The following is an 18,225-nucleotide window of genomic DNA, read 5'->3' as shown; positions in this document are numbered from 1 at the left end:
GGGCGAGTGGCGCGGTTCGCGAGCGGGTCGTGAGTGTCAATGAGCGTTCTATTGAGGGTTGAGGCAGACATGGCGTGATCGGCTCGCTGCCCGGCGGCAGGCGAGGAGCTCCCCACTAAGGCGGGCGCGTCGCGCGACTGTCCACAAGGGACACCTTCCGAGGGATCGGTGTCCGATTGATGACGCTATGTACGGTTCCGCACGGGGGTCGTGAGTGGCGAATAGGGTTAGAACCCTCATTGCCACTCACGACCCCAGCGCGAAAGCACACAAACCACCCAAGTCGGACAATTTTCTTCAGAAGAGCGTCACTTGTGGACGCTGGGGGCGCGGCCCGGCTTCCGTCAGTCAGCCCAGTCCCGCGCCGGAACACGCCACGTTTGGCTTACCCCTCGATAACCCGAATCGCCCCCCCGCTGACGTCCACCAACAGGCCAGCCCACCTCGACTCTTCCGTTGATCAAGCTCCGCCACCGGCGCATGCGACTTTGCCGCGTGCCTGAAGCCAGAACTCGCGTGCTCAGAGCCGAAAACCCGAGTGCGGGATCCAAGCACGCGAGTTACGCCTTCGCCCCGCCCACCACCCGTAGCGCGTGAAGGCCCCCTTCCCTCGGCTGAGCCGAGGGAAGGGGGCCTTCACGCGCAAAGAAGAACTACCGGACCGAGCGCTCCTTGTTGGCGCGCGCGGAACGGGTGCAGACCTCACCGACGTCGACCGTCTGGCCGCGGTCGATGTAGACGTCCGCCAGCCCGACGAGCTTGCCCTTCGGCGACGTACAGGTCAGCTGGTACGCCTCCTTGGGGCCGTAGGTCGGCGGGATCGGCGACTGGAACGAGACTCCGCCGGTCCAGTCGTCCACAGTGGACGGGTTGGCCTGTGCGTAATTGACCATCACGGCCGTGTAGTCCCCGGCGGGCGGGTCGTACAGGATCGCGTGCTCTTCCGTGGTCGAACCGTTCGCCGACGACGAGACCATGTTGCCCGCCGCGTCGAAGACGTACAGGTCCCAGTCGGAGTCCTGGCTGGCCCACTTGACGTCGACACTGAACTTCCCGTTGTCCACCTTGGGGAGCCCGTCGACGTGGAACTTGAAGCTCTCCGACGTCGGGTCGGTGGGGTAGTTCGTGTTGACCGCCGGGACCCCGGCCGGGTTGACCACCTGGATCGCGGGCTGTGCCGGCCCCTGCGGCTCGCGGCCGTAGCGGCCCGCGACGTAGGGCCGGGTCGACGGGTTGACCGACCACGCGAACCGGCCACCGGTCGAGGCCAGCGACGAGTTCAGGTCGTCGGTCACGTAGATCGGCGGCTTCGTCGAGCCGTCCGGCTGCACCACCGGCGAGGTCGGCGTCTGGAAGGTCTTGTGCAGCTTCAGCTGGTAGCCCTTCGGCGCGGTACCGATCAGCGTCGAATGCGCCGCCGGGTCCGCGGTGTTGGCCAGCATGTCCACGAAGGCCTGCCGGTTGCCGCCCTTGCCCGCGCCCGCCGCGGGGGCGACACCGGTGTACTCGGCGACGACACCTTCGGAGAACGGCGGGTGGAACTCGTTGGGACCGACCTCGAAGGTGAAGCCCCAGCCACCGGTGGCCCAGTACGACCAGTCCTCGGTCGAACCGGTCGTGTCATAGAGCGCCCACGACGGCTGGCTGGTGTATCCGTTGCGCGAGGCCATCTTGTCACCGAGGGCCTTGTACGCCGGCTCGTCGAGCGGCGGACGGACGGCGGCGACACCCGGGACACGCAGCACCAGGTTGGAGTAGGTGTGCAGCGTGATCAGGTTGGTCACCTGGCGGTTGGACACGATCGAGCGGATGTTCTGCGTCTCGGGCTCGGAGAACGGGCCGGATCCGCGGAAGGTGTCGCTGCGCCACAGGGTGGAGGCGCCGGCGCCGCCCCAGAAGCCCGCGTAGTTGCGGTTCGGGTCGGTGCCGCGTTCACGGCCGCCGGGGTTGGCCTTGCAGACGCCGGTCGCGAACTCCTTCGGCGAGTCGTTGACGTTGCAGTTCTTGCGCTTCATCTCGTAGTCGAAGCGCGAGAAGTCGCCCTTGGGCTCGGCTTCACGGGAGATTTCGAAGCCGTCTGCGTTGACGATCGGCACGATGATGTTGCGGGTCCTGCCGACCAGGCCACGGATTTCGGCGTTGCCGCCGGTGTAGCCCTTGATCAGTTCGTGCGCCCACTCCATGGCGTGCTCACCGGCAGGCCACTCCCTGGCGTGGTGCACGCCCATGGTGAAGTTGACGGGCTTGCCGTCGGCGATGTTCTTGACGTCGGGCGCGATCTCGAGGCCGACGACGTCGCGGCCTTCCCAGGTCGGCTGCGGCAGGGTGAACGCCGTGACCAGCTTGGGGTTGTTGCGGGCCAGTTCCTTGACCTCGAACTGGTAGTCGTAGAGGTGCCGGTAGCTCGTACGCCCGGACGGCAGGGTCGATGCCTGCGTCTTCGCGTCGTACTCGCTGTCGGCCTTGGCGTTCCGGATCGACTTCGCCGAAAGATCGCCTTCGATCACCTTTGACTTGAAGCCGCTGTTCGCCAGCGTCTTGCGGTCGGTGTCGTTGGCGAGAACGACCTCGACACCGGTGGCGTCGGCCTTCTCGGTGACGTCCAGGCCGAGCCGGAGGAGCTTGTCCTTGTCCTGCTTGGCCGGGGTTTCGACCCGGACCAGTTCGGCGCGCTGCGGCGCGGACGCGGCACCGGTCGGGGTTCCCTGCGGCGTGAGCGCGAGGAAATCGACGCCCAGCAGCGCGTCGCGCGTCTGCCCGTCGTACCGGCAGGTCTGCACGACCAGCTTCTGGTCCTTCTTCACGAAGCCTTCGGCGAGCTCGTGACTGCGCAACGCGGCGGACGCCGCGACCACGGCACCGGTGGCCTTGTCGAAGACCGCGAGATCCCAGTCGCCCTCATCGCCGCCACGAGGCGCGATCCGCGCCTGCAGCAGACCGTCTACTGTGGACGTGAACTCCCGGCGATCGGTGCCGGACGTGCCCGGCTTCTGTAACGCGGCGAAACAGGAACGCGGTACGGCCCGGTCGGCGCGCACCACGTTGTCCGCGGCCCCCGCCGTCGTGGCCGACGGAAGTGCCACGAAAGCGCCGGCGAGCACCAGTGTCGCCGCCGTCCATCCCGCTCTTCGCCGGTTTGGTGAATACCCCACAGACTGACCTCCTTGGACAGTCCGGTGACCGGGTGAGGTCACCGGTAGCGAGACCCTAGACCCGAGACCCCACCCGGGGGACCCGCCACAAGTCGCCTACACCCCTTTCGGCCCAACGATCTCACCGACCGTGCCGGAACGATCACCACCGACCACGCGGTAAAAGGGGACTTTCCTGTCGATCCCGACAGGTTGGCCTAAGAAAACCCTCAGGTTCGGTGGTTACCTTTCAACCATGACGACGTCCCAGGTCACCGCCAGGTCCCCGCTGGCCCTGCTGGCCGCCGTGGTCTCGGTCGCCGGCGGAGCGCTGCTGATCCTGCTGCTGCAGGTACTGCCCGCCACCAGCGACATCAGCCCGGTCCGCCGCACCATCAGCGAATACGCGCTGAGTGAGCACAAGTGGATCTTCGACGTCGCCGTCCTGCTGGTCGCGTTCGGCTCGGCGATCGGCTTCGGCGCGCTGATCCACCGCAGGCACGTTCCCGCGCTCTCCGCGGCCTCGATCTTCTGCGCGCTCTGGACGGTGAGCCTGGTGGTGATCGTGGCGTTCCCCAAGAACAACTGGGCGATCGGGCCGAGCACCGGCGGGACGGTCCACCGCATCGCGAGCGTCGTCGCCTTCATCGCGCTGCCGCTGGCCGTGTGGTTCGCCGCGAAGGCCGTCTTCCCCACTTCTCCCGCGCGCCGGGCGGTGACGCGGGTGCTCGCGGTGGCCGCGCTGGCCTGGTTCGGGGTGATCCTCGGGGCGATCGTGGTCTCGATGAACGGCGGCAGGCCGTGGTGGCAGGCGATCCCGCTGGGCCTTGTCGAACGCGCGATGGCGCTGACCGGGCTGATCGCGCTGGCGTCGCTGCTCATCCCGGCACGGGTGGCCACGGCGCCGGTCACCGAGGAGACCGAAGCCTTGGAGACCGAAGCCTTGGAGACCGCGGCCTGACGGCGGCACTGGCGGACACCGAGGCGGCGAGCTGATCACCGAAGTGCTCGGCCGCCGGGCGGGCTGACCTCGCGGGAGCCCAACCGTCCATCGTGGACTTCGGCGATCCGGTCGACGGCGGTGAGATGCGTGGCGTCGTGGGTGACCAGGACGGTCGCGGTGGCGCGCTGGTAGGTGAGGCGGGCCAGCAGGGCGATCACCGCGGCGCCACGTTCGTGGTCGAGTGCGCTCGTCGGCTCGTCGACCAGGAGCACGGTGGGTTCGTTCATCAGCGCGCGGGCGATGTTCACCCGCTGCCGCTGGCCGCCGGAAAGCTGATGGGGACGGCGTCCCGCCTGGGGTGCGAGCCCCACGGCGTCGAGCAGGTCCATGGCCCGGCCCCGCGCCTTGGCGGGTGAACGGCCGTCGATCTGGGCCATGACCTGGAGCTGCTCAACGGCGGTGAGCGAGGGCAGCAGATTGGGCTGCTGGAAGACGATCCCGATCTTGCGGCGGCGGAGGTCGGTGAGCTCGCCGTGGCTCAGGCCGGTGGTCACGGTGCCGTCGACGGTGACGGTTCCGCTGTCGGGGGTGATGAGGGTGGCGGCGACGGCGAGCAGGCTGGACTTGCCGGAACCCGACGGGCCGGCGACCGCGGTCAGGCTGCCCCGGGGGACGTCCAGGGTGACGTCGTCGAGCGCGGTGAGGCGGGAGTCGCCGTCGGGATAGGTGAGGGTGATGCCGGTCAGGTGCAGGCTCATCGTGCGCTCCCCAAGGCGGTCAGCGGGTCGACGGAGGTGACGCGCCGGACGGACAGCCCGGCGCCGAGCGCGCCGAGCAGGATCGTCACGACGGCGGGGAAGAGAACGGTGCCGGGAGTCAGCACGAAGGGCACGGCCGAGCCGGTGAGGACGGCGCCGAGACCGGCGGCCAGCCCGGTGCCGAGGAGGGTGCCGCCGACGAGCAGGACGACGGCCTGGCCCAGCGCGTCCTTCAGCAGACCCGCCGTGGTGGCGCCCAGTGCCTTGAGGACGGCGATGTCACCGCTGCGCTGAATGGTCCAGACGGTGAAGAACGCGCCGATCACCAGGGCGGAGATGGCGAACAGGAAGCCGCGCATCAACTGCAGGGAGCCGTTTTCGGACGTGTAGGAGCCGATCGCGGACAATGACTCGTCCTTCGAGACCGTCGTGGTGGCCGAGGCCTGGTCGGTGGCCGCGATCGCGGCGTCGGCGGTGGTGGTCAGCGCGAGCACGGTCGCGATCGGCTCGCCGCCGGTGGGTGGCGCCGTCTTCGCCCAGACGGCGAGACTGGCCCAGATCACCGGGGTATGGCTGAACCAGGCGTCGCCCGACACCGAGGCCACGGTGAGCGGCCGCCCCGCCAGCGTGATGGTTCCTCCGGTTCCGACGCCCAGGTCGTCGGCGGCGGACGCCGAAAGCACCACCGAGTCTCCGACGATCGCGCCGCTGTCCGGGGCCAGCGGCGAGCCGGTCCGGACGCCGAAGACGGAAACCCCGCCGCCGCGGTCCCCGGCGGTGGCCTTGGTGGTGGCGATGCCCAGCGGTTCGACGCCGCTGACCCCGGGGGTTTCGGCCCACTGCCGTCGCTGCTTCTCGGTCACCACCGAGTTGGCATAGGAAAGACCTTGTCCGGCACCGGGAGCGGCGAAGACGATCTTGTCGGCGGGCAGGCCGGTGATGGCGGAAATGTTCTGCTGACCCAGCCCGGCGGTCAAACCGGACAACAGGCCGACCAGCAGGGTGATCAGCACGACGACCGTGCCCATCAGGGCGAACCGCCCTTTGGCGAATTTCAGGTCTCTCCAGGCGACGAACACGGCTCCGGGCTGTCCTTTCCGGCGGGTGGATCGGGTACGTCTCCACGATCGCCGCCGCCGGGCGGCGCGGCGTCTGGCCGGAGATGGCACTTCGCGCGCCGAAGGACGGCGCGCCGGTTCCACCTTTCGATAGAGGCGATTCCCGGCCCGTCTCCGTAGCCTGGACGCATCGTGAACACCGCCGCTCCCGCCCTGCCGCCGACCGGCCGGGTCCTGACCTGGTGCCTGCACCTGCTGGTCGTCGCCCTGCTGGCCCTCGCCGTGGGGCGCGCCCTCGCCGACGGCCTTCCCCGGACCGGCGCGATCGTGGCGGTGGCGGTGACGTGCGGGCTGGTGTACGCGGCCGGGCCTGTTCTGCCCCGGGTCCGCGTCTCCCGCGGGCTCGCCGCGGGATGGCTGGCCGTGTTGGGCGCGGTGTGGCTCGTTCTACTGGTGCTGACCGCCGACGGTGTCTGGGTCGCCTTCCCGCTGTACTTCCTGCAGCTGCATCTGCTTCCCCGCCGGGCGGGGCTGCTCGCGGTGATCGCGACCGCGATCACCGCCATCACCGCGTTCGCCGCCCACCAAGGGTTCTTCAGCCCGGCCGCCGCGATCGGCCCGGCACTCGGGGCCGCCGTCGCGGTCGCCGTCGTGTGGGGATACCAAGCCCTGTACCGCGAAAGCGAACGACGCCGTCGCCTGATCGAGGAACTCACCGCCACCCGCGCCGATCTGGCCGAGGCACAGCACGTCGCCGGGGTGATGGCCGAGCGGGAACGCCTGGCCCGCGAAATCCACGACACCCTCGCGCAAGGGCTGTCCAGCATCCAGCTCCTCCTGCGCGCGGCCGGACGGACCCTGCCCGAAACCGCCGGGAACGCCGGTCGTTACGTGGACCAGGCACGCCAGGCCGCGGCGGACAACCTCGCCGAGGCACGCCGGTTCGTCGCCGCCCTCGCCCCGCCCGCCCTCGACGACACCACTTTGGCCAGTGCGCTGGAACGGCTGTGCGCCACCACCAGCGCCCGCCACCGGATCACCGCGCGGTTCCACCTCACCGGTGATCCCGTGCCGCTGCCGACCGCGCACGAGGTCGCCTTGCTGCGGATCGGGCAAGCCGCGCTCGCGAACACCGTCCGCCACGCGAACGCCACCACCGCCGACGTCACCCTGAGCTTTCTGGGCGAGCACATCGCCCTCGACGTCGTCGACGACGGGATCGGCTTCGACGCCGATCGACCACCCTCCCCGGATCCCGAGAGCGGCGGCTTCGGACTGGCGGCGATGCGAAGCCGGGCCCAAGCGCTCGACGGCACACTCACCATCGAGTCCTCCCCCGGCCACGGCACCGCCCTCGCCGCCCGGTTGCCCATCGACGCCCAGCCCGAGGACCGCCCGTGACCGGCACCCCGATCCGTCTTCTCGTCGCCGACGACCACCCGGTGGTGCGGGCAGGGCTCCGCGCCGTGCTCGAAACCGAACCCGGTCTCCTCGTCGTCGCCGAGGCCGCGACCGCCGAGGCAGCGGTGGCCCGCGCCGCCGAAGGCGACATCGACGTCGTCCTGATGGACCTGCAGTTCGGCACCGGCATGAACGGGGCGGAGGCCACCGCCGCGATCACCGCACGGCCGGGAGCGCCCCGCGTCCTGATCGTCACCACCTTCGACACCGACGCCGACACGCTGCCCGCGATAGAAGCCGGTGCCACCGGTTACCTCCTCAAAGACGCCCCGCCCGAGGACCTGGCCGCCGCCGTGCGCACCGCGGCCACCGGACGCACCACCCTCGCCCCCACCGTCGCCGACCGCCTCATGAACCGCATGCGCATGCCCGGTATCGCCCTGACCCGGCGTGAGATCGAAGTCCTCACCCTGGTCGCCGACGGTCTGTCCAACCGCGCCATCGCCGAGCGGCTGCACCTCACCGAGGGAACCGTGAAATCCCACCTGGCCCGCAGCTACACCAAGCTCGGCGTCGACTCACGGACCTCGGCCGTCGCCACCGCGACCGGCCTCGGCCTCATCCGGCGCTGAGCGCCCGGCCCCGCGCACGCCTGGGCGCCATCAGCGGTCGTGGCACGCCGTCAGCCGCACAACGTCGCAGGGCTGAAGGGCGCTTTCCCCGCATCGCATGCAGGGAAAGCGCCCTTCGCCACATGAGATGAGGGGAAAGTCCCCTTCAGCCAGTCGAACGCGACCTTGATCGGCCCTGAACCGATAACCCCAGGTGACGTGATCCCAGTCACAGGAAAGGCCGTCCGGGGCAGTCAGCTCGGCGATCGCGATACGGACGCCGTCGCCGATGCGGGACACCTCCCCTGGTTTCCTTGGAAAGCAACCGCTTAGTACGGCAGACTCGGCGTCACTTCCACTCAACGACGAGGAGTCACCCGTGACCGAACACCCCTCCCGCGTAGCGATCGTCACCGGTGCCGGCCGTGGCATCGGCGCCGCCGTGGCCAAGCGGCTCGCCGCCGACGGATTCGCCGTCGGCCTGCTGGACCTCGACGAGGCGGGCGTCAAGCAGGGAGCCGAAGCCATCGTCGCCGAGGGCGGTAAGGCCGTCGGCGTCGCGCTGGACGTCAACGACGCCGCCCAGGTCGAGGCCGCGGTGACCCGGGTGGCCGAGGAACTCGGCGCGCCGACCGTGCTGATCAACAACGCCGGCATCACCCGCGACAACCTGCTGTTCAAGATGACCGAGCAGGACTGGGACTCGGTACTGGGCGTGCACCTGAAGGGTTCGTTCCTGATGACGCGCGAGGTGCAGAAGTACCAGACGCAGGAGAAGTGGGGCCGCATCGTCAACCTGTCCAGCACGTCGGCGCTGGGCAACCGCGGGCAGGTCAACTACTCCGCGGCCAAGGCGGGCATGCAGGGTTTCACCAAGACCCTCGCGATCGAACTGGGCAAGTTCAACGTCACGGCGAACGCCATCGCCCCCGGCTTCATCGCCACCGACATGACCGCGGCGACCGCCGAACGGATCGGCATGTCGTTCGAGGACTTCAAGGCCGCGGCCGCGTCGCAGATCCCGGTCCAGCGCGTCGGCACTCCCGAAGACATCGCCAACCTCGCGTCGTTCCTGGTGAGCGACGGTGCCGGGTTCATCTCCGGCCAGGTCATCTACGTCGCCGGCGGACCGAAGGACTGAGCCATGCGCGAATTCGCCTCCCTGCAGGACTTCGAGAACGCCGTCGGCGAGCACTTCGGGTACAGCGAATGGATGACGCTCACCCAGGAGCGGGTCAATCTGTTCGCCGACGCCACCGACGACCACCAGTGGATCCACGTCGACGTCGAGAAGGCCGCCGAAGGCCCGTTCGGGGCGCCGATCGCCCACGGTTTCCTGACGCTGTCGCTCATTTCGGGCTTCGTCGGGAAGATCTACCGGGTCAACGGGCTCAAGATGGGCATCAACTACGGCCTCAACAAGGTCCGCTTCCCCCAGCCGGTCAAGGTGGGCTCGAAGATCCGCGCGGGCGCCGAACTGGTCGAGGTCACCGACGTCCCCGGTGGCAAACAGGCCGTGGTCCGGTGGACGATCGAGATCGACGGCGAGGCCAAACCGGCCTGCGTCGCCGAAATGGTCGCCCGGCTCATCGCCTGACCGGGTGACCTCCGGCACCTCGCCGGGCCACCACTACCCGACATACCGACTGGTCGGTACTGTAACCGGAAAGCGAGACGCTGGAGGCGCGATGAACCAGACCGACCTGCCGGGCCTCGACCTGGCCAGGCTCAAGGCCCACCTGGACGAGCACCGGCCGGGCCTCGTCCAGGGCGACCTGAGCGGCCAGGTCGTGGAAGGGGGCCGGTCCAACCTCACCTACATCGTGGGCGACGGCCGGTCCCGCTGGGTGGTCCGCCGTCCGCCGCTCGGCCACGTCCTGCCGACGGCACACGACATGGGCCGCGAGTTCCGGGTGATCTCCGGACTGCGCGACACGGCCGTCCCGGTACCCGCGACCGTGCTGCTGTGCGAGGACACCGAGGTCATCGGCTCGCGGTTCTACGTGATGGAGTTCGTCGAAGGCACTCCCTTCCGCACGGACACCGAACTGGCCGCGCTGGGCCCCGCCAGGACGAGGGCTATCGCGGACGAGCTGGTCGACACGCTGGTCGAGCTGCACGCGGTCGATCCGGAATCGGTCGGACTGGGTGATTTCGGCCGCCCGGAGGGCTTCCTCGAGCGCCAGTTGCGGCGCTGGAAGAAGCAGCTCGACGGCAACCGCAGCCGCGATCTCCCCGGCGTCGACGAGCTCCACGAGCGCCTCGCCTCATCGGTCCCCGAATCGGGGCGGCCGTCGATCGTCCACGGCGACTACCGGCTGGACAATGTGCTGGTGAACGCCGACGACCGGATCACCGCGGTGCTGGACTGGGAGATGTCCACGCTCGGCGACCCGCTGACCGACCTCGCGCTGCTGGTGGCCTACGCCGAACGCGACAAGGTGTCGCTGCAGTTCGTGTCCAACGCCAGTTCCGCGCCCGGCTATCCGAGCAACGACGAGGTCGTCGCGCGGTACGCCGAGCGTTCGGGCCGGGACGTCTCGCGGCTCAACTGGTACGTGGGCTTCGCGTTCTTCAAACTCGCGGTGATCTTGGAGGGCATCCACCTTCGCTACAGCAAGGGCCAGACGGTCGGCGCCGGATTCGACGGCATCGGCGCGGGCGTCGTCCCGTTGATCGCGCACGGCAATGAGACTCTCAAGGACGAATGACGGGACATGCGATGACTTCCTGTCGCAGACGAGAGAAGCCCTTGGATGCCGTGGCGTACCGGCGACCGGTCCCGTCGGTGGACGGCGTCTCCACACACCCCCTTCGCCCGGCGCCACGTTTGCCTTACCCCTCAATAGCCCCACTCACCACTCACGACCAGCCGCACCACCCTCACCAGGCCGAACTCGCACGGAAGAGGAAAAATGGACTTCGCCTTCGACGCGAAAACCGAGGAACTGCGAGGAAAACTCCTCGAGTTCATGGATTCGCACATCTATCCGGCCGAGGCCGTCTTCGAGCGGCAGCTGGCCGAGCGCGACAGCGAGTGGAGCCAGCCGCCGATCGTCGAAGAACTGAAGGCCGAGGCCCGCAAACGCGGACTGTGGAACTTCTTCCTCCCCGGTGACCACGGCGCGGGTCTCACGAACCTGCAGTACGCGCCGCTGGCGGAGATCACCGGCCGCAGCCTTCGGCTCGCCCCGACCGCGCTCAACTGTGCCGCCCCGGACACCGGCAACATGGAAGTCCTCACCATGTTCGGCTCCGAGCAGCAGCAGAAGCAGTGGCTGCGGCCCTTGCTGGACGGCGAGATCCGGTCCGCGTTCGCGATGACCGAGCCCGACGTCGCCTCTTCCGACGCGCGCAACATCGCCACCAGCATCCGCCGTGACGGCGACGAATACGTCATCAACGGCCGCAAGTGGTACATCTCCGGCGCGATGAACCCGAACTGCAAGATCTTCATCGTGATGGGCAAGACCGATCCGGACGCGCCCGCGCACAAGCAGCAGAGCATGATCCTGGTCCCCCGCGACACTCCCGGCATGACCGTGAAACGCGGCATGCACGTGTTCGGCTACACCGACGGCGACCACGGCGGGCACGCCGAGGTGATCTTCGAGGACGTCCGTGTGCCCGCGGAAAACCTCATCGCCGGTGAAGGCGACGGGTTCGCCATCGCGCAGGCCCGCCTCGGCCCCGGCCGCATCCACCATTGCATGCGTGCCATCGGGATGGCCGAACGCGCGCTGGAACTGATGTGCCGCCGGGCGCTTTCGCGCGAGACTTTCGGCAAGCCGATCGCCGAACAGGGCGTGGTGCAGGACTGGATCGCCGAGGCGCGGGTCAAGATCGAGCAGCAACGGCTGCTGGTGCTCAAGACCGCGTGGCTGATGGACACCGTCGGGAACCAGGGCGCGCACACCGAGATCCAGTCGATCAAGATCTCCACGCCGATCACCGTCGAGTGGATCCTCGACAAGGCCGTGCAGGTGCACGGCGCGGGCGGGGTCAGCCAGGACTTTCCGGTCGCCGAGATGTGGGCGCAGGTGCGGACGCTCCGCCTGGCCGACGGCCCGGACGAGGTGCACAAGCGTTCGCTCGCGCACCGTGAACTGAAAAAGTACCGCGGGGAGGCCTCGAAGTGACCACCGTAGAGGAACTCAAGCGGCGCGTGGCCGATCTACTGGCCGCGTATCCGCCGGAAAGCACGCCACGCCAGGACTTCCTCGACGCCCGGTTCGACGCCGGGCTCGCCTGGATCCACTTCCCCGAAGGACTCGGCGGGCTCGGCGCGCCGCGTTCCCTTCAGTCCGTTGTGGACAAAGAACTCGCCGCGGCGGGCGCGCCGGACAACGACAAACGGCGGATCGGCATCGGCCTCGGCATGGCCGCGCCGACCATTCTCGCCTTCGGTACGCCGGAGCAGCATCAGCGCTTCCTTCGTCCACTGTGGACCGAGCGGGAGGTGTGGTGCCAGCTGTTCAGTGAGCCCGGCGCCGGATCCGATCTCGCCGCGCTGGGCACCCGCGCGGTGCGCGACGGCGACGACTGGGTGGTCACCGGGCAGAAGGTCTGGACGTCGGGCGCGCACAAGTCGCAGTGGGCCATCCTGGTCACCCGCACCGATCCCGATGTGCCGAAGCACCGGGGCATGACGTACTTCCTGTGCGACATGACCGCCCCGGGGGTCGAGGTCCGGCCGCTGCGCCAGATCACCGGTGAGGCCGAGTTCAACGAGGTCTTCCTCAGCGAGGTCCGCATCCCCGACGCGCACCGGCTCGGCGCGGTCGGCGAGGGCTGGAAGGTCGCGCAGACCACACTGATGAACGAACGCGTCGCCATCGGCGGGACCGAGTTCCCGCGCGACGGCGGCATGGTCGGCGTCGTCACGGAAACCTGGCGCGAGCGCCCGGAACTGCGGACCTCGGAACTGCACGATCGGCTGCTGAAACTGTGGGTGGAAGGCGAAAGCCTGCGCCTGGTGAGTTCGCGGCTGCGCCAGCAACTGGCCGCCGGTGCGCCGGGACCGGAGGGTTCGGCGGTCAAGGTCGCGTTCTCCGAGCTGAACCAGGCCGCTTCCGGGCTGGAGATCGAACTGCTCGGCGAGGAAGGCCTGCGCTACGACGACTGGACGATGCGGCGGCCCGACGGCGTGAACTTCCTCGGCCGCGAAGCCGGCTACCGCTATCTGCGCGCGAAGGGGAACTCCATCGAGGGCGGCACCTCGGAGGTCCTGCGCAACATCATCGCCGAACGCGTGCTGGGACTGCCGTCCGAGCCGCGGATCGACAAGGACGTCGCCTGGAAGGACCTGCCCCGATGAGCGACCTGCTGTACTCCGAGGTCGAAGAGGACCTTCGCGCGAGCGTCCGCGACCTGCTCAAGGACCGCGCGGAACCGGCGTCGCTGATCGCCAGGACCGAGACGGCCGAACCGTACGACCTCAAGCTGTGGCGGACCCTCGCCGCCGATCTCGGCGCGGCGGGCCTCGCCGTCCCCGAGGCGCTGGGCGGGCACGGCGCTTCGGCGCGTGAGGTCGCCGTCGTGATGGAGGAACTCGGGCGCAGCGTCGCCCCCGTCCCCTATCTCGGCAGTGCCGTGCTGGCGACGTCGGCCTTGCTGGCGACCGACACGGCGCAGGCGGAAGTGGCCGAACCGCTGGGGAAACTGGCCGGGGGCACGCTTATCGGCGCGCTGGCCGTCCCGCTGTCGACCGCACCCGGCGCCGAGTTCCCCTCGACGGTCACCGCGGCCGCGGACGGCACGCTCAGCGGCCGGGTCCGCAGTGTCGCCGACGCCTCGGTGGCCGAACTGCTCGTCGTCCCGGCGGTGGGCCCCGACGGTCCAGGGCTCTACACGGTCGAAGCCGCTTCGCCGGGGGTGACGGTCGCCGAGGCGATCTCGCTGGACCTGACCCGGCGCATCGCCGACGTCACCCTGGAGAACGTGGTCGCGAAGCGGGTCGCCGATTCCGCCACCGCACCGTCCGCTTTGGACACCGCGCTCGTGACCGCGGCGGGACTGCTCGCTTCGGAACAGCTCGGGATCGCCGAATGGGCGCTGACCGAAACGGTGCGCTATCTCAAGGAGCGCTACCAGTTCGGCCGTCAGGTCGGCTCGTTCCAGTCGCTGAAGCACCGGCTGGCGAACCTGTACACGGATCTGGTCAACGCCAGGGCGACAGCCCGCTACGCCGCCGATTGCCTGGCTTCCGGCGACGACATCGCGATCGCCGTCGCGGTGGCGCAGGCCCGCAACTCCCCCATCGCCGTCCACGCCACCGAAGAAGCGATCCAGCTGCACGGCGGGATCGGGATGACCTGGGAGCACCCCGCGCACCTGTACCTCAAGCGCGCGAAGAGCGATGAGATCGCCTTGGGCACTCCTGGGCGGCATCGCGCGGCCCTCGCACCACTGATCGACCTGCCCGCCTGATCCTCCCGGCGGGGTCCGCCCCGGAAAGTGTCGGACCCCGCCGGTAAAACCTGTTCGAACATCAGAGCGAACAGGGAGTCATCATGAAACTGCTCGTGGCCACCTCGAAGACCCAGGGTGCGCGGGAGAACGACTTCAACGACTGCGTCGAAGGCGAACTGATCTGGATCGCCCCGTGCTGCGACGAAGGCGACACCTCGCCGGATTCCGCCTGCGGCTGCGGCCGGTCGTTCTGCGGACTGAACTCGCACGAAGGGACGACGACGGCGCTCGTCGCCGAACTGCCCGGCTTCACCTATTCCGACTATTCCGAAGCGATGCGGTCGAGTCTGGCCGCACAGGGCTGGCCACCGGAAGCCGCCGACGAAGTGGCGAGAGGCCTGGTGGCCTTCACCTCCGGATGGGAGGTGGGAACGGTGCTCGAACGCCGCTGCGACTGGTTCGCCGAACGTCTCGTACCCGCGCCACCAGGCTGAGCACCCGGCGACCCGGCGTGTCCGTCGGGATCGCCGCTATTCGGGTCGCAGCGCCGCCAGCAGCAGATCCGCGTAGTGGTCACCGATCTGGCGGGCCGAGAGCGCGCCACCGCGCCGGTACCAGGAGCCGAGATGGTGCACTGACCCGAAGAAGAAGTCGACGATCACGTCGGCCGGTTTGTCGGCGCGGAACTCGCCGGACTCCTGGCCTTCCTCGATCAGCGTGCGGAACCGCTCGTGGTACTTGCGGCGTTCCGCGCGGACGGCCTTCTGCTTCTCCACGCTGAGCTGGTGCATGGACTGCATGAAGATCGTGTTGTCGTCGAGGTTGTCGATCGTGCTGACGACGACGTCGGAGGCGGCCGAGCGCAGCCGCTCCCGCAGTGGCGCCTCGCTCGAGGCCACCTTTTCCAGTTGCTCGGTCTGCGCGCGCAGCACCCGGGCGTAGATCTCGTAAAGGAGGTCGTCCTTGGAGCCGAAGTAGTGGTACATCGCGCCCTTGGTGACCCCGGCCGCCTCGACGATCTCCTGCACGGAGGTGCGGTCGAAACCCTTCTTGGCGAAGAGCTTCGTGGCGTGCGACAGCAGCCGTCGCGGTACGGCGGCCTGGTCGTCGCCGCTCGCCTCGGCCGTCCCCGCCTTGCGGGTGGTCGCTCGTGTCATGGCCGGCTCCTTTTCGTGCGGACGCTCAGCATACCGGCCGGTTTGTCGAGGTCCGGGGAACGGGATCCCTACGCGCCGGTGCGCTCGAAGAACCGGCGGGGGTTGTCGACCAGCATCGTCGTTATGTCGGTTTCGGAGACGCCACGCTCGCGCAAGGCGGGCAGGACGTCCTGAGTGATATGGAGGAAATGCCAGTTGGGTGCCACGGCGGCCATCCGGTCGCGGTCGAACCAGTCGATGAAACAGGAGGCGTCATGGGATAGCACCATGCTTTCCGCGTAGCCGCGCTCGCACATCGCCGCGACCGTGCCGACGCGTTCTTCGAACGACAGCAACGGGTCCAGTCCGAACCGGTCCATCCCGAGCAGCGAGCCCTTGTCGGCGATTTCGGTCAGGTAGGCCAGGTCGGTGCTGTCCCCGCTGTGCCCGATGAGCACGCGGCTCAGGTCGACGCCTTCGGCCTCGAAGATCGCTTGCTGTTCGAGTCCGCGCCGGGTCGGCGCGTGCGTATGGGTCATGATCGGCGTACCGGTCTCCCGGTGCGTCCTCGCGACCGCGCGCAGCACCCGTTCGACGCCCGGGGTGACCCCCGGTTCGTCGGTCGCGCATTTCAGCAGGGCCGCCTTCACCCCCGTGTCGGCGATCCCGTCGATGATGTCGCCGGTGAACAGGCCGACCAGCGGGTCTTCGCCGTCGTCGAAGATGAGGCCGGGCCCGCGATGGTGCAGGTAGTGCGGAACGTCGTTGTAGGTGTACAGGCCGGTCGCGACGATGATCCGGAGTTCGGTTTCGGCCGCGACCCGCTGCACGCGCGGAAGGTAGCGGCCGAGCCCGATCACGGTCGGGTCGACGATCGTGTCGATCCCGGCGGCCTTCAGCTCGTTCAGCCGCCGGATCGCGTCGGCGACGTGTTCGTCTTCGCGGAAGCCGTCGTGTTCGGGATGGTTCGCCATGAACTCCGGGCTGAGGACGAACAGGTGCTCGTGCATGAGGACGCGGCCCAGTTCGGCGGTGTCGGCGGGGCCGTGGACGGTCTCGACCAGGCTCATCGGCTCAGCCCTTGGCCCGCAGCTCGCGGCGGAGGATCTTGCCGCTCACCGTCTTCGGCAGTTCGTCCAGCACCTCGACCACCCTCGGGTACTTGTACGCGGCGAGACGTTCCTTGCAGTACGCGACGAGGTCCTGCGGATCGGGCGTGCTGCCCGGTGCCGGGCTGATGTAGGCCTTCACGGTCTCGCCGCGATAGTCGTCCGGGACACCGACGACGGCCGCTTCGCGCACCGCCGGATGCGTGTACAGGACGTCCTCGACCTCGCGAGGCCACACCTTGAAGCCGGAGGCGTTGATCATGTCCTTCTTGCGGTCGACGACGTAGACCCAGCCACGCGGGTCCATGAAGCCGATGTCGCCGGTCAGGAGCCTTCCGCCGGGAAGGGCGGCTTCGGTCGCCTCGGGCCGGTTCCAATAGCCGGGGACCACCATCGGTCCTTCGACGGCGATCTCGCCCGCCTTCCCCAGCGGCAGTTCTTCGCCGTCCTCACCGAGGATGCGCACGACGGTGCCGGGTACGGGCAGGCCGATCGAGATCGTCCCCGACTCCTCGTCGATGGGCGCCTCCAGGCTGCCCGGCACGACGATGCAGCCCGCGGAGGTCTCGGTGAGGCCGTAACCGTTGTGGATGTAGTGCCCGAACCGCTCGCGGAACACGTCGACGACGGCGGGCGGCAACGCGGCTCCGCCGGAGTACAGCAACTGGAACGACGCGAAATGCTCGCGCCCGACGTCGGGCTGCGCCATCAGCGCCATGTACGCCGTCGACGGGCCGACCGTGTACACGGGTTCGTGCTCCAGGAAGGCGTCGAGCACGACACCGGGTTCGAACCGGTACGCGAGCGCGAGCGTGCCGCCGATGTCGATGGCGGAGGCGATTTCGCAGACCATGCCGGTGATGTGGAAGAGCGGCGCCAGTCCGAACAGGGTGGCACCCTCGCCGAGACCACTGAAGGTGCTGAGGACGGTCGCGTTCGCACCGAGGTTGCCGTGGGTGTTCATCGCGCCCTTCGGCGTCCCGCTGGTGCCCGAGGTGTAGCTGATCAGCGCGACGTCGTCCTGCCCGAGGGCGAGATCCGGCGGCGGATCCCCCGCGGCGGCCCGCGCCACCTTCAGCAGATCCGCGGCGCCGGGAGTCGGCTCCCGCACGATCCCGCCGAACACGCGCGCGTCGTCGCGGGTCTGCAGATCGAGTTCACTGGTGGTCAGCGCGATCTTCACGCCGCTGGCGGGCACGAGCGGGGCGATCCGGCGGTTCCACCCGCTCTGCGAGCACACGACCGCGCGCACCCCGGCGTCGTCGAAGACATGCTGGAGTTCCCGCTCGCGGTACATCGGGTTCACCGGGACGACGATCCCGCCCGCTTTCCAAGCACCGAGCAAAGCCAGCACGAACTGGGGAATGTTCTGCAGGATCAGGGCGAGCCGGTCACCGGGGGCGAATCCGGAAGCGATCAAATGCCGCGCGATACCGTCGGAAAGCTCGTCGACCTCGCGATAGCTCATCCTGCCGTCGAAGTAGGCGATCGCGGTGGCGTGCGGCGAACGCTGGACCGCGCGCCGGAAGGACGCCGGCACGGTGGTCGCCTCCGGTGCCGCCGCGGCCTTCATCCGGTCGTCGTAAGCGGCCAGCCACGGCTTCGCATCATAGGGGCTCATGCAGGCGTCCTCCTTGACAATCCCCACACCGACCAGTCGGTACGAC

Annotated in this window: 16 protein-coding genes; 10 read left to right on the top strand and 6 right to left on the bottom strand. The window is 68.9% G+C overall.

Annotated elements, in window-relative coordinates:
* Positions 1 to 653 precede the first annotated feature (653 nt).
* Positions 654 to 3,152, bottom strand: a complete 2,499-nt coding sequence (locus ACZ5ZX_RS28340) for a M14 family zinc carboxypeptidase (RefSeq protein WP_465505014.1) — start codon at positions 3,150 to 3,152, stop codon at positions 654 to 656.
* 235 nt (positions 3,153 to 3,387) lie between these two features.
* On the opposite strand from ACZ5ZX_RS28340, the gene ACZ5ZX_RS28335 reads away from it, so the two are divergent.
* Complete coding sequence (locus ACZ5ZX_RS28335; protein WP_465505013.1) at positions 3,388 to 4,092, top strand: DUF998 domain-containing protein; 705 nt, start codon at positions 3,388 to 3,390, stop codon at positions 4,090 to 4,092.
* A gap of 35 nt (positions 4,093 to 4,127) precedes the next feature.
* On the opposite strand, the gene ACZ5ZX_RS28330 is transcribed toward ACZ5ZX_RS28335, so the two are convergent.
* Both ACZ5ZX_RS28330 and ACZ5ZX_RS28325 read right to left on the bottom strand, forming a co-directional pair.
* Positions 4,128 to 4,832 (bottom strand): ABC transporter ATP-binding protein, encoded by a 705-nt coding sequence (locus ACZ5ZX_RS28330; protein WP_465505012.1) that lies wholly within the window; start codon positions 4,830 to 4,832, stop codon positions 4,128 to 4,130.
* Entirely contained in the window at positions 4,829 to 5,911 is a 1,083-nt protein-coding gene (locus tag ACZ5ZX_RS28325; RefSeq protein ID WP_465505011.1) for an ABC transporter permease, read from the bottom strand. Before ACZ5ZX_RS28325 ends, ACZ5ZX_RS28330 begins: the two co-directional genes overlap by 4 nt.
* Positions 5,912 to 6,082: 171 nt before the next feature.
* Between ACZ5ZX_RS28325 and ACZ5ZX_RS28320 the strand changes: the two genes are divergently transcribed.
* The 9 genes from ACZ5ZX_RS28320 to ACZ5ZX_RS28280 all read left to right on the top strand — a co-directional run bounded on the left by ACZ5ZX_RS28320 (position 6,083) and on the right by ACZ5ZX_RS28280 (position 14,807).
* Positions 6,083 to 7,291, top strand: a complete 1,209-nt coding sequence (locus tag ACZ5ZX_RS28320; RefSeq protein WP_465505010.1) for a sensor histidine kinase — start codon at positions 6,083 to 6,085, stop codon at positions 7,289 to 7,291.
* A complete protein-coding gene (locus tag ACZ5ZX_RS28315; RefSeq protein WP_465505009.1) occupies positions 7,288 to 7,923 on the top strand; it encodes a response regulator in 636 nt (211 codons plus the stop codon). The genes ACZ5ZX_RS28320 and ACZ5ZX_RS28315 overlap by 4 nt, the downstream gene beginning before the upstream one ends.
* 358 nt (positions 7,924 to 8,281) lie before the next feature.
* Positions 8,282 to 9,043 (top strand): 3-oxoacyl-ACP reductase FabG, encoded by a 762-nt coding sequence (gene fabG / locus ACZ5ZX_RS28310; protein WP_465505008.1) that lies wholly within the window; start codon positions 8,282 to 8,284, stop codon positions 9,041 to 9,043.
* Positions 9,044 to 9,046: 3 nt separating this feature from the next.
* Positions 9,047 to 9,499, top strand: a complete 453-nt coding sequence (locus ACZ5ZX_RS28305) for a MaoC family dehydratase (RefSeq protein ID WP_465505007.1) — start codon at positions 9,047 to 9,049, stop codon at positions 9,497 to 9,499.
* 91 nt (positions 9,500 to 9,590) lie between these two features.
* Positions 9,591 to 10,613 carry a phosphotransferase family protein gene (locus ACZ5ZX_RS28300; protein ID WP_465505006.1) on the top strand — a complete coding sequence of 341 codons (1,023 nt, stop codon included), beginning with the start codon at positions 9,591 to 9,593 and terminating at the stop codon, positions 10,611 to 10,613.
* A gap of 204 nt (positions 10,614 to 10,817) precedes the next feature.
* Entirely contained in the window at positions 10,818 to 12,041 is a 1,224-nt protein-coding gene (locus tag ACZ5ZX_RS28295; RefSeq protein ID WP_465505005.1) for an acyl-CoA dehydrogenase family protein, read from the top strand.
* Positions 12,038 to 13,219 carry an acyl-CoA dehydrogenase family protein gene (locus tag ACZ5ZX_RS28290; RefSeq protein ID WP_465505004.1) on the top strand — a complete coding sequence of 394 codons (1,182 nt, stop codon included), beginning with the start codon at positions 12,038 to 12,040 and terminating at the stop codon, positions 13,217 to 13,219. The genes ACZ5ZX_RS28295 and ACZ5ZX_RS28290 overlap by 4 nt, the downstream gene beginning before the upstream one ends.
* Entirely contained in the window at positions 13,216 to 14,331 is a 1,116-nt protein-coding gene (locus tag ACZ5ZX_RS28285; protein WP_465505003.1) for an acyl-CoA dehydrogenase family protein, read from the top strand. Before ACZ5ZX_RS28290 ends, ACZ5ZX_RS28285 begins: the two co-directional genes overlap by 4 nt.
* Before the next feature lie 83 nt (positions 14,332 to 14,414).
* On the top strand, positions 14,415 to 14,807 hold the full coding sequence (locus ACZ5ZX_RS28280; RefSeq protein ID WP_465505002.1) for a DUF7715 family protein: 393 nt from the start codon (positions 14,415 to 14,417) through the stop codon (positions 14,805 to 14,807).
* A 36-nt stretch (positions 14,808 to 14,843) separates the two neighbouring features.
* Here ACZ5ZX_RS28280 and ACZ5ZX_RS28275 read toward each other — a convergent pair whose 3' ends face one another.
* From ACZ5ZX_RS28275 to ACZ5ZX_RS28265, 3 genes are all read right to left on the bottom strand, one after another.
* Complete coding sequence (locus ACZ5ZX_RS28275; RefSeq protein ID WP_181775251.1) at positions 14,844 to 15,470, bottom strand: TetR/AcrR family transcriptional regulator; 627 nt, start codon at positions 15,468 to 15,470, stop codon at positions 14,844 to 14,846.
* Between the two features lie 68 nt (positions 15,471 to 15,538).
* Positions 15,539 to 16,519, bottom strand: a complete 981-nt coding sequence (locus tag ACZ5ZX_RS28270) for a phosphotriesterase family protein (protein ID WP_465505001.1) — start codon at positions 16,517 to 16,519, stop codon at positions 15,539 to 15,541.
* A gap of 4 nt (positions 16,520 to 16,523) precedes the next feature.
* Complete coding sequence (locus ACZ5ZX_RS28265; RefSeq protein ID WP_465505000.1) at positions 16,524 to 18,179, bottom strand: AMP-binding protein; 1,656 nt, start codon at positions 18,177 to 18,179, stop codon at positions 16,524 to 16,526.
* Positions 18,180 to 18,225: the final 46 nt, after the last annotated feature.

The sequence above is a fragment of the Amycolatopsis sp. NPDC033938 genome (assembly GCF_055575975.1).
Note: the sequence above shows the minus strand (reverse complement) of the source record. Positions and strands in the feature narration are given on the sequence as shown.

Bases quoted from the DNA above. Each gene is read 5' to 3' on its own strand.
- ACZ5ZX_RS28265 (WP_465505000.1), bottom strand. From the start codon at position 18,179: ATGAGCCCCTATGATGCGAAGCCGTGGCTGGCCGCTTACGACGACCGG.
- ACZ5ZX_RS28280 (WP_465505002.1), top strand. From the start codon at position 14,415: ATGAAACTGCTCGTGGCCACCTCGAAGACCCAGGGTGCGCGGGAGAAC.
- ACZ5ZX_RS28275 (WP_181775251.1), bottom strand. From the start codon at position 15,470: ATGACACGAGCGACCACCCGCAAGGCGGGGACGGCCGAGGCGAGCGGC.
- ACZ5ZX_RS28305 (WP_465505007.1), top strand. From the start codon at position 9,047: ATGCGCGAATTCGCCTCCCTGCAGGACTTCGAGAACGCCGTCGGCGAG.
- ACZ5ZX_RS28330 (WP_465505012.1), bottom strand. From the start codon at position 4,832: ATGAGCCTGCACCTGACCGGCATCACCCTCACCTATCCCGACGGCGAC.
- ACZ5ZX_RS28300 (WP_465505006.1), top strand. From the start codon at position 9,591: ATGAACCAGACCGACCTGCCGGGCCTCGACCTGGCCAGGCTCAAGGCC.
- ACZ5ZX_RS28295 (WP_465505005.1), top strand. From the start codon at position 10,818: ATGGACTTCGCCTTCGACGCGAAAACCGAGGAACTGCGAGGAAAACTC.
- ACZ5ZX_RS28335 (WP_465505013.1), top strand. From the start codon at position 3,388: ATGACGACGTCCCAGGTCACCGCCAGGTCCCCGCTGGCCCTGCTGGCC.
- ACZ5ZX_RS28270 (WP_465505001.1), bottom strand. From the start codon at position 16,519: ATGAGCCTGGTCGAGACCGTCCACGGCCCCGCCGACACCGCCGAACTG.
- ACZ5ZX_RS28285 (WP_465505003.1), top strand. From the start codon at position 13,216: ATGAGCGACCTGCTGTACTCCGAGGTCGAAGAGGACCTTCGCGCGAGC.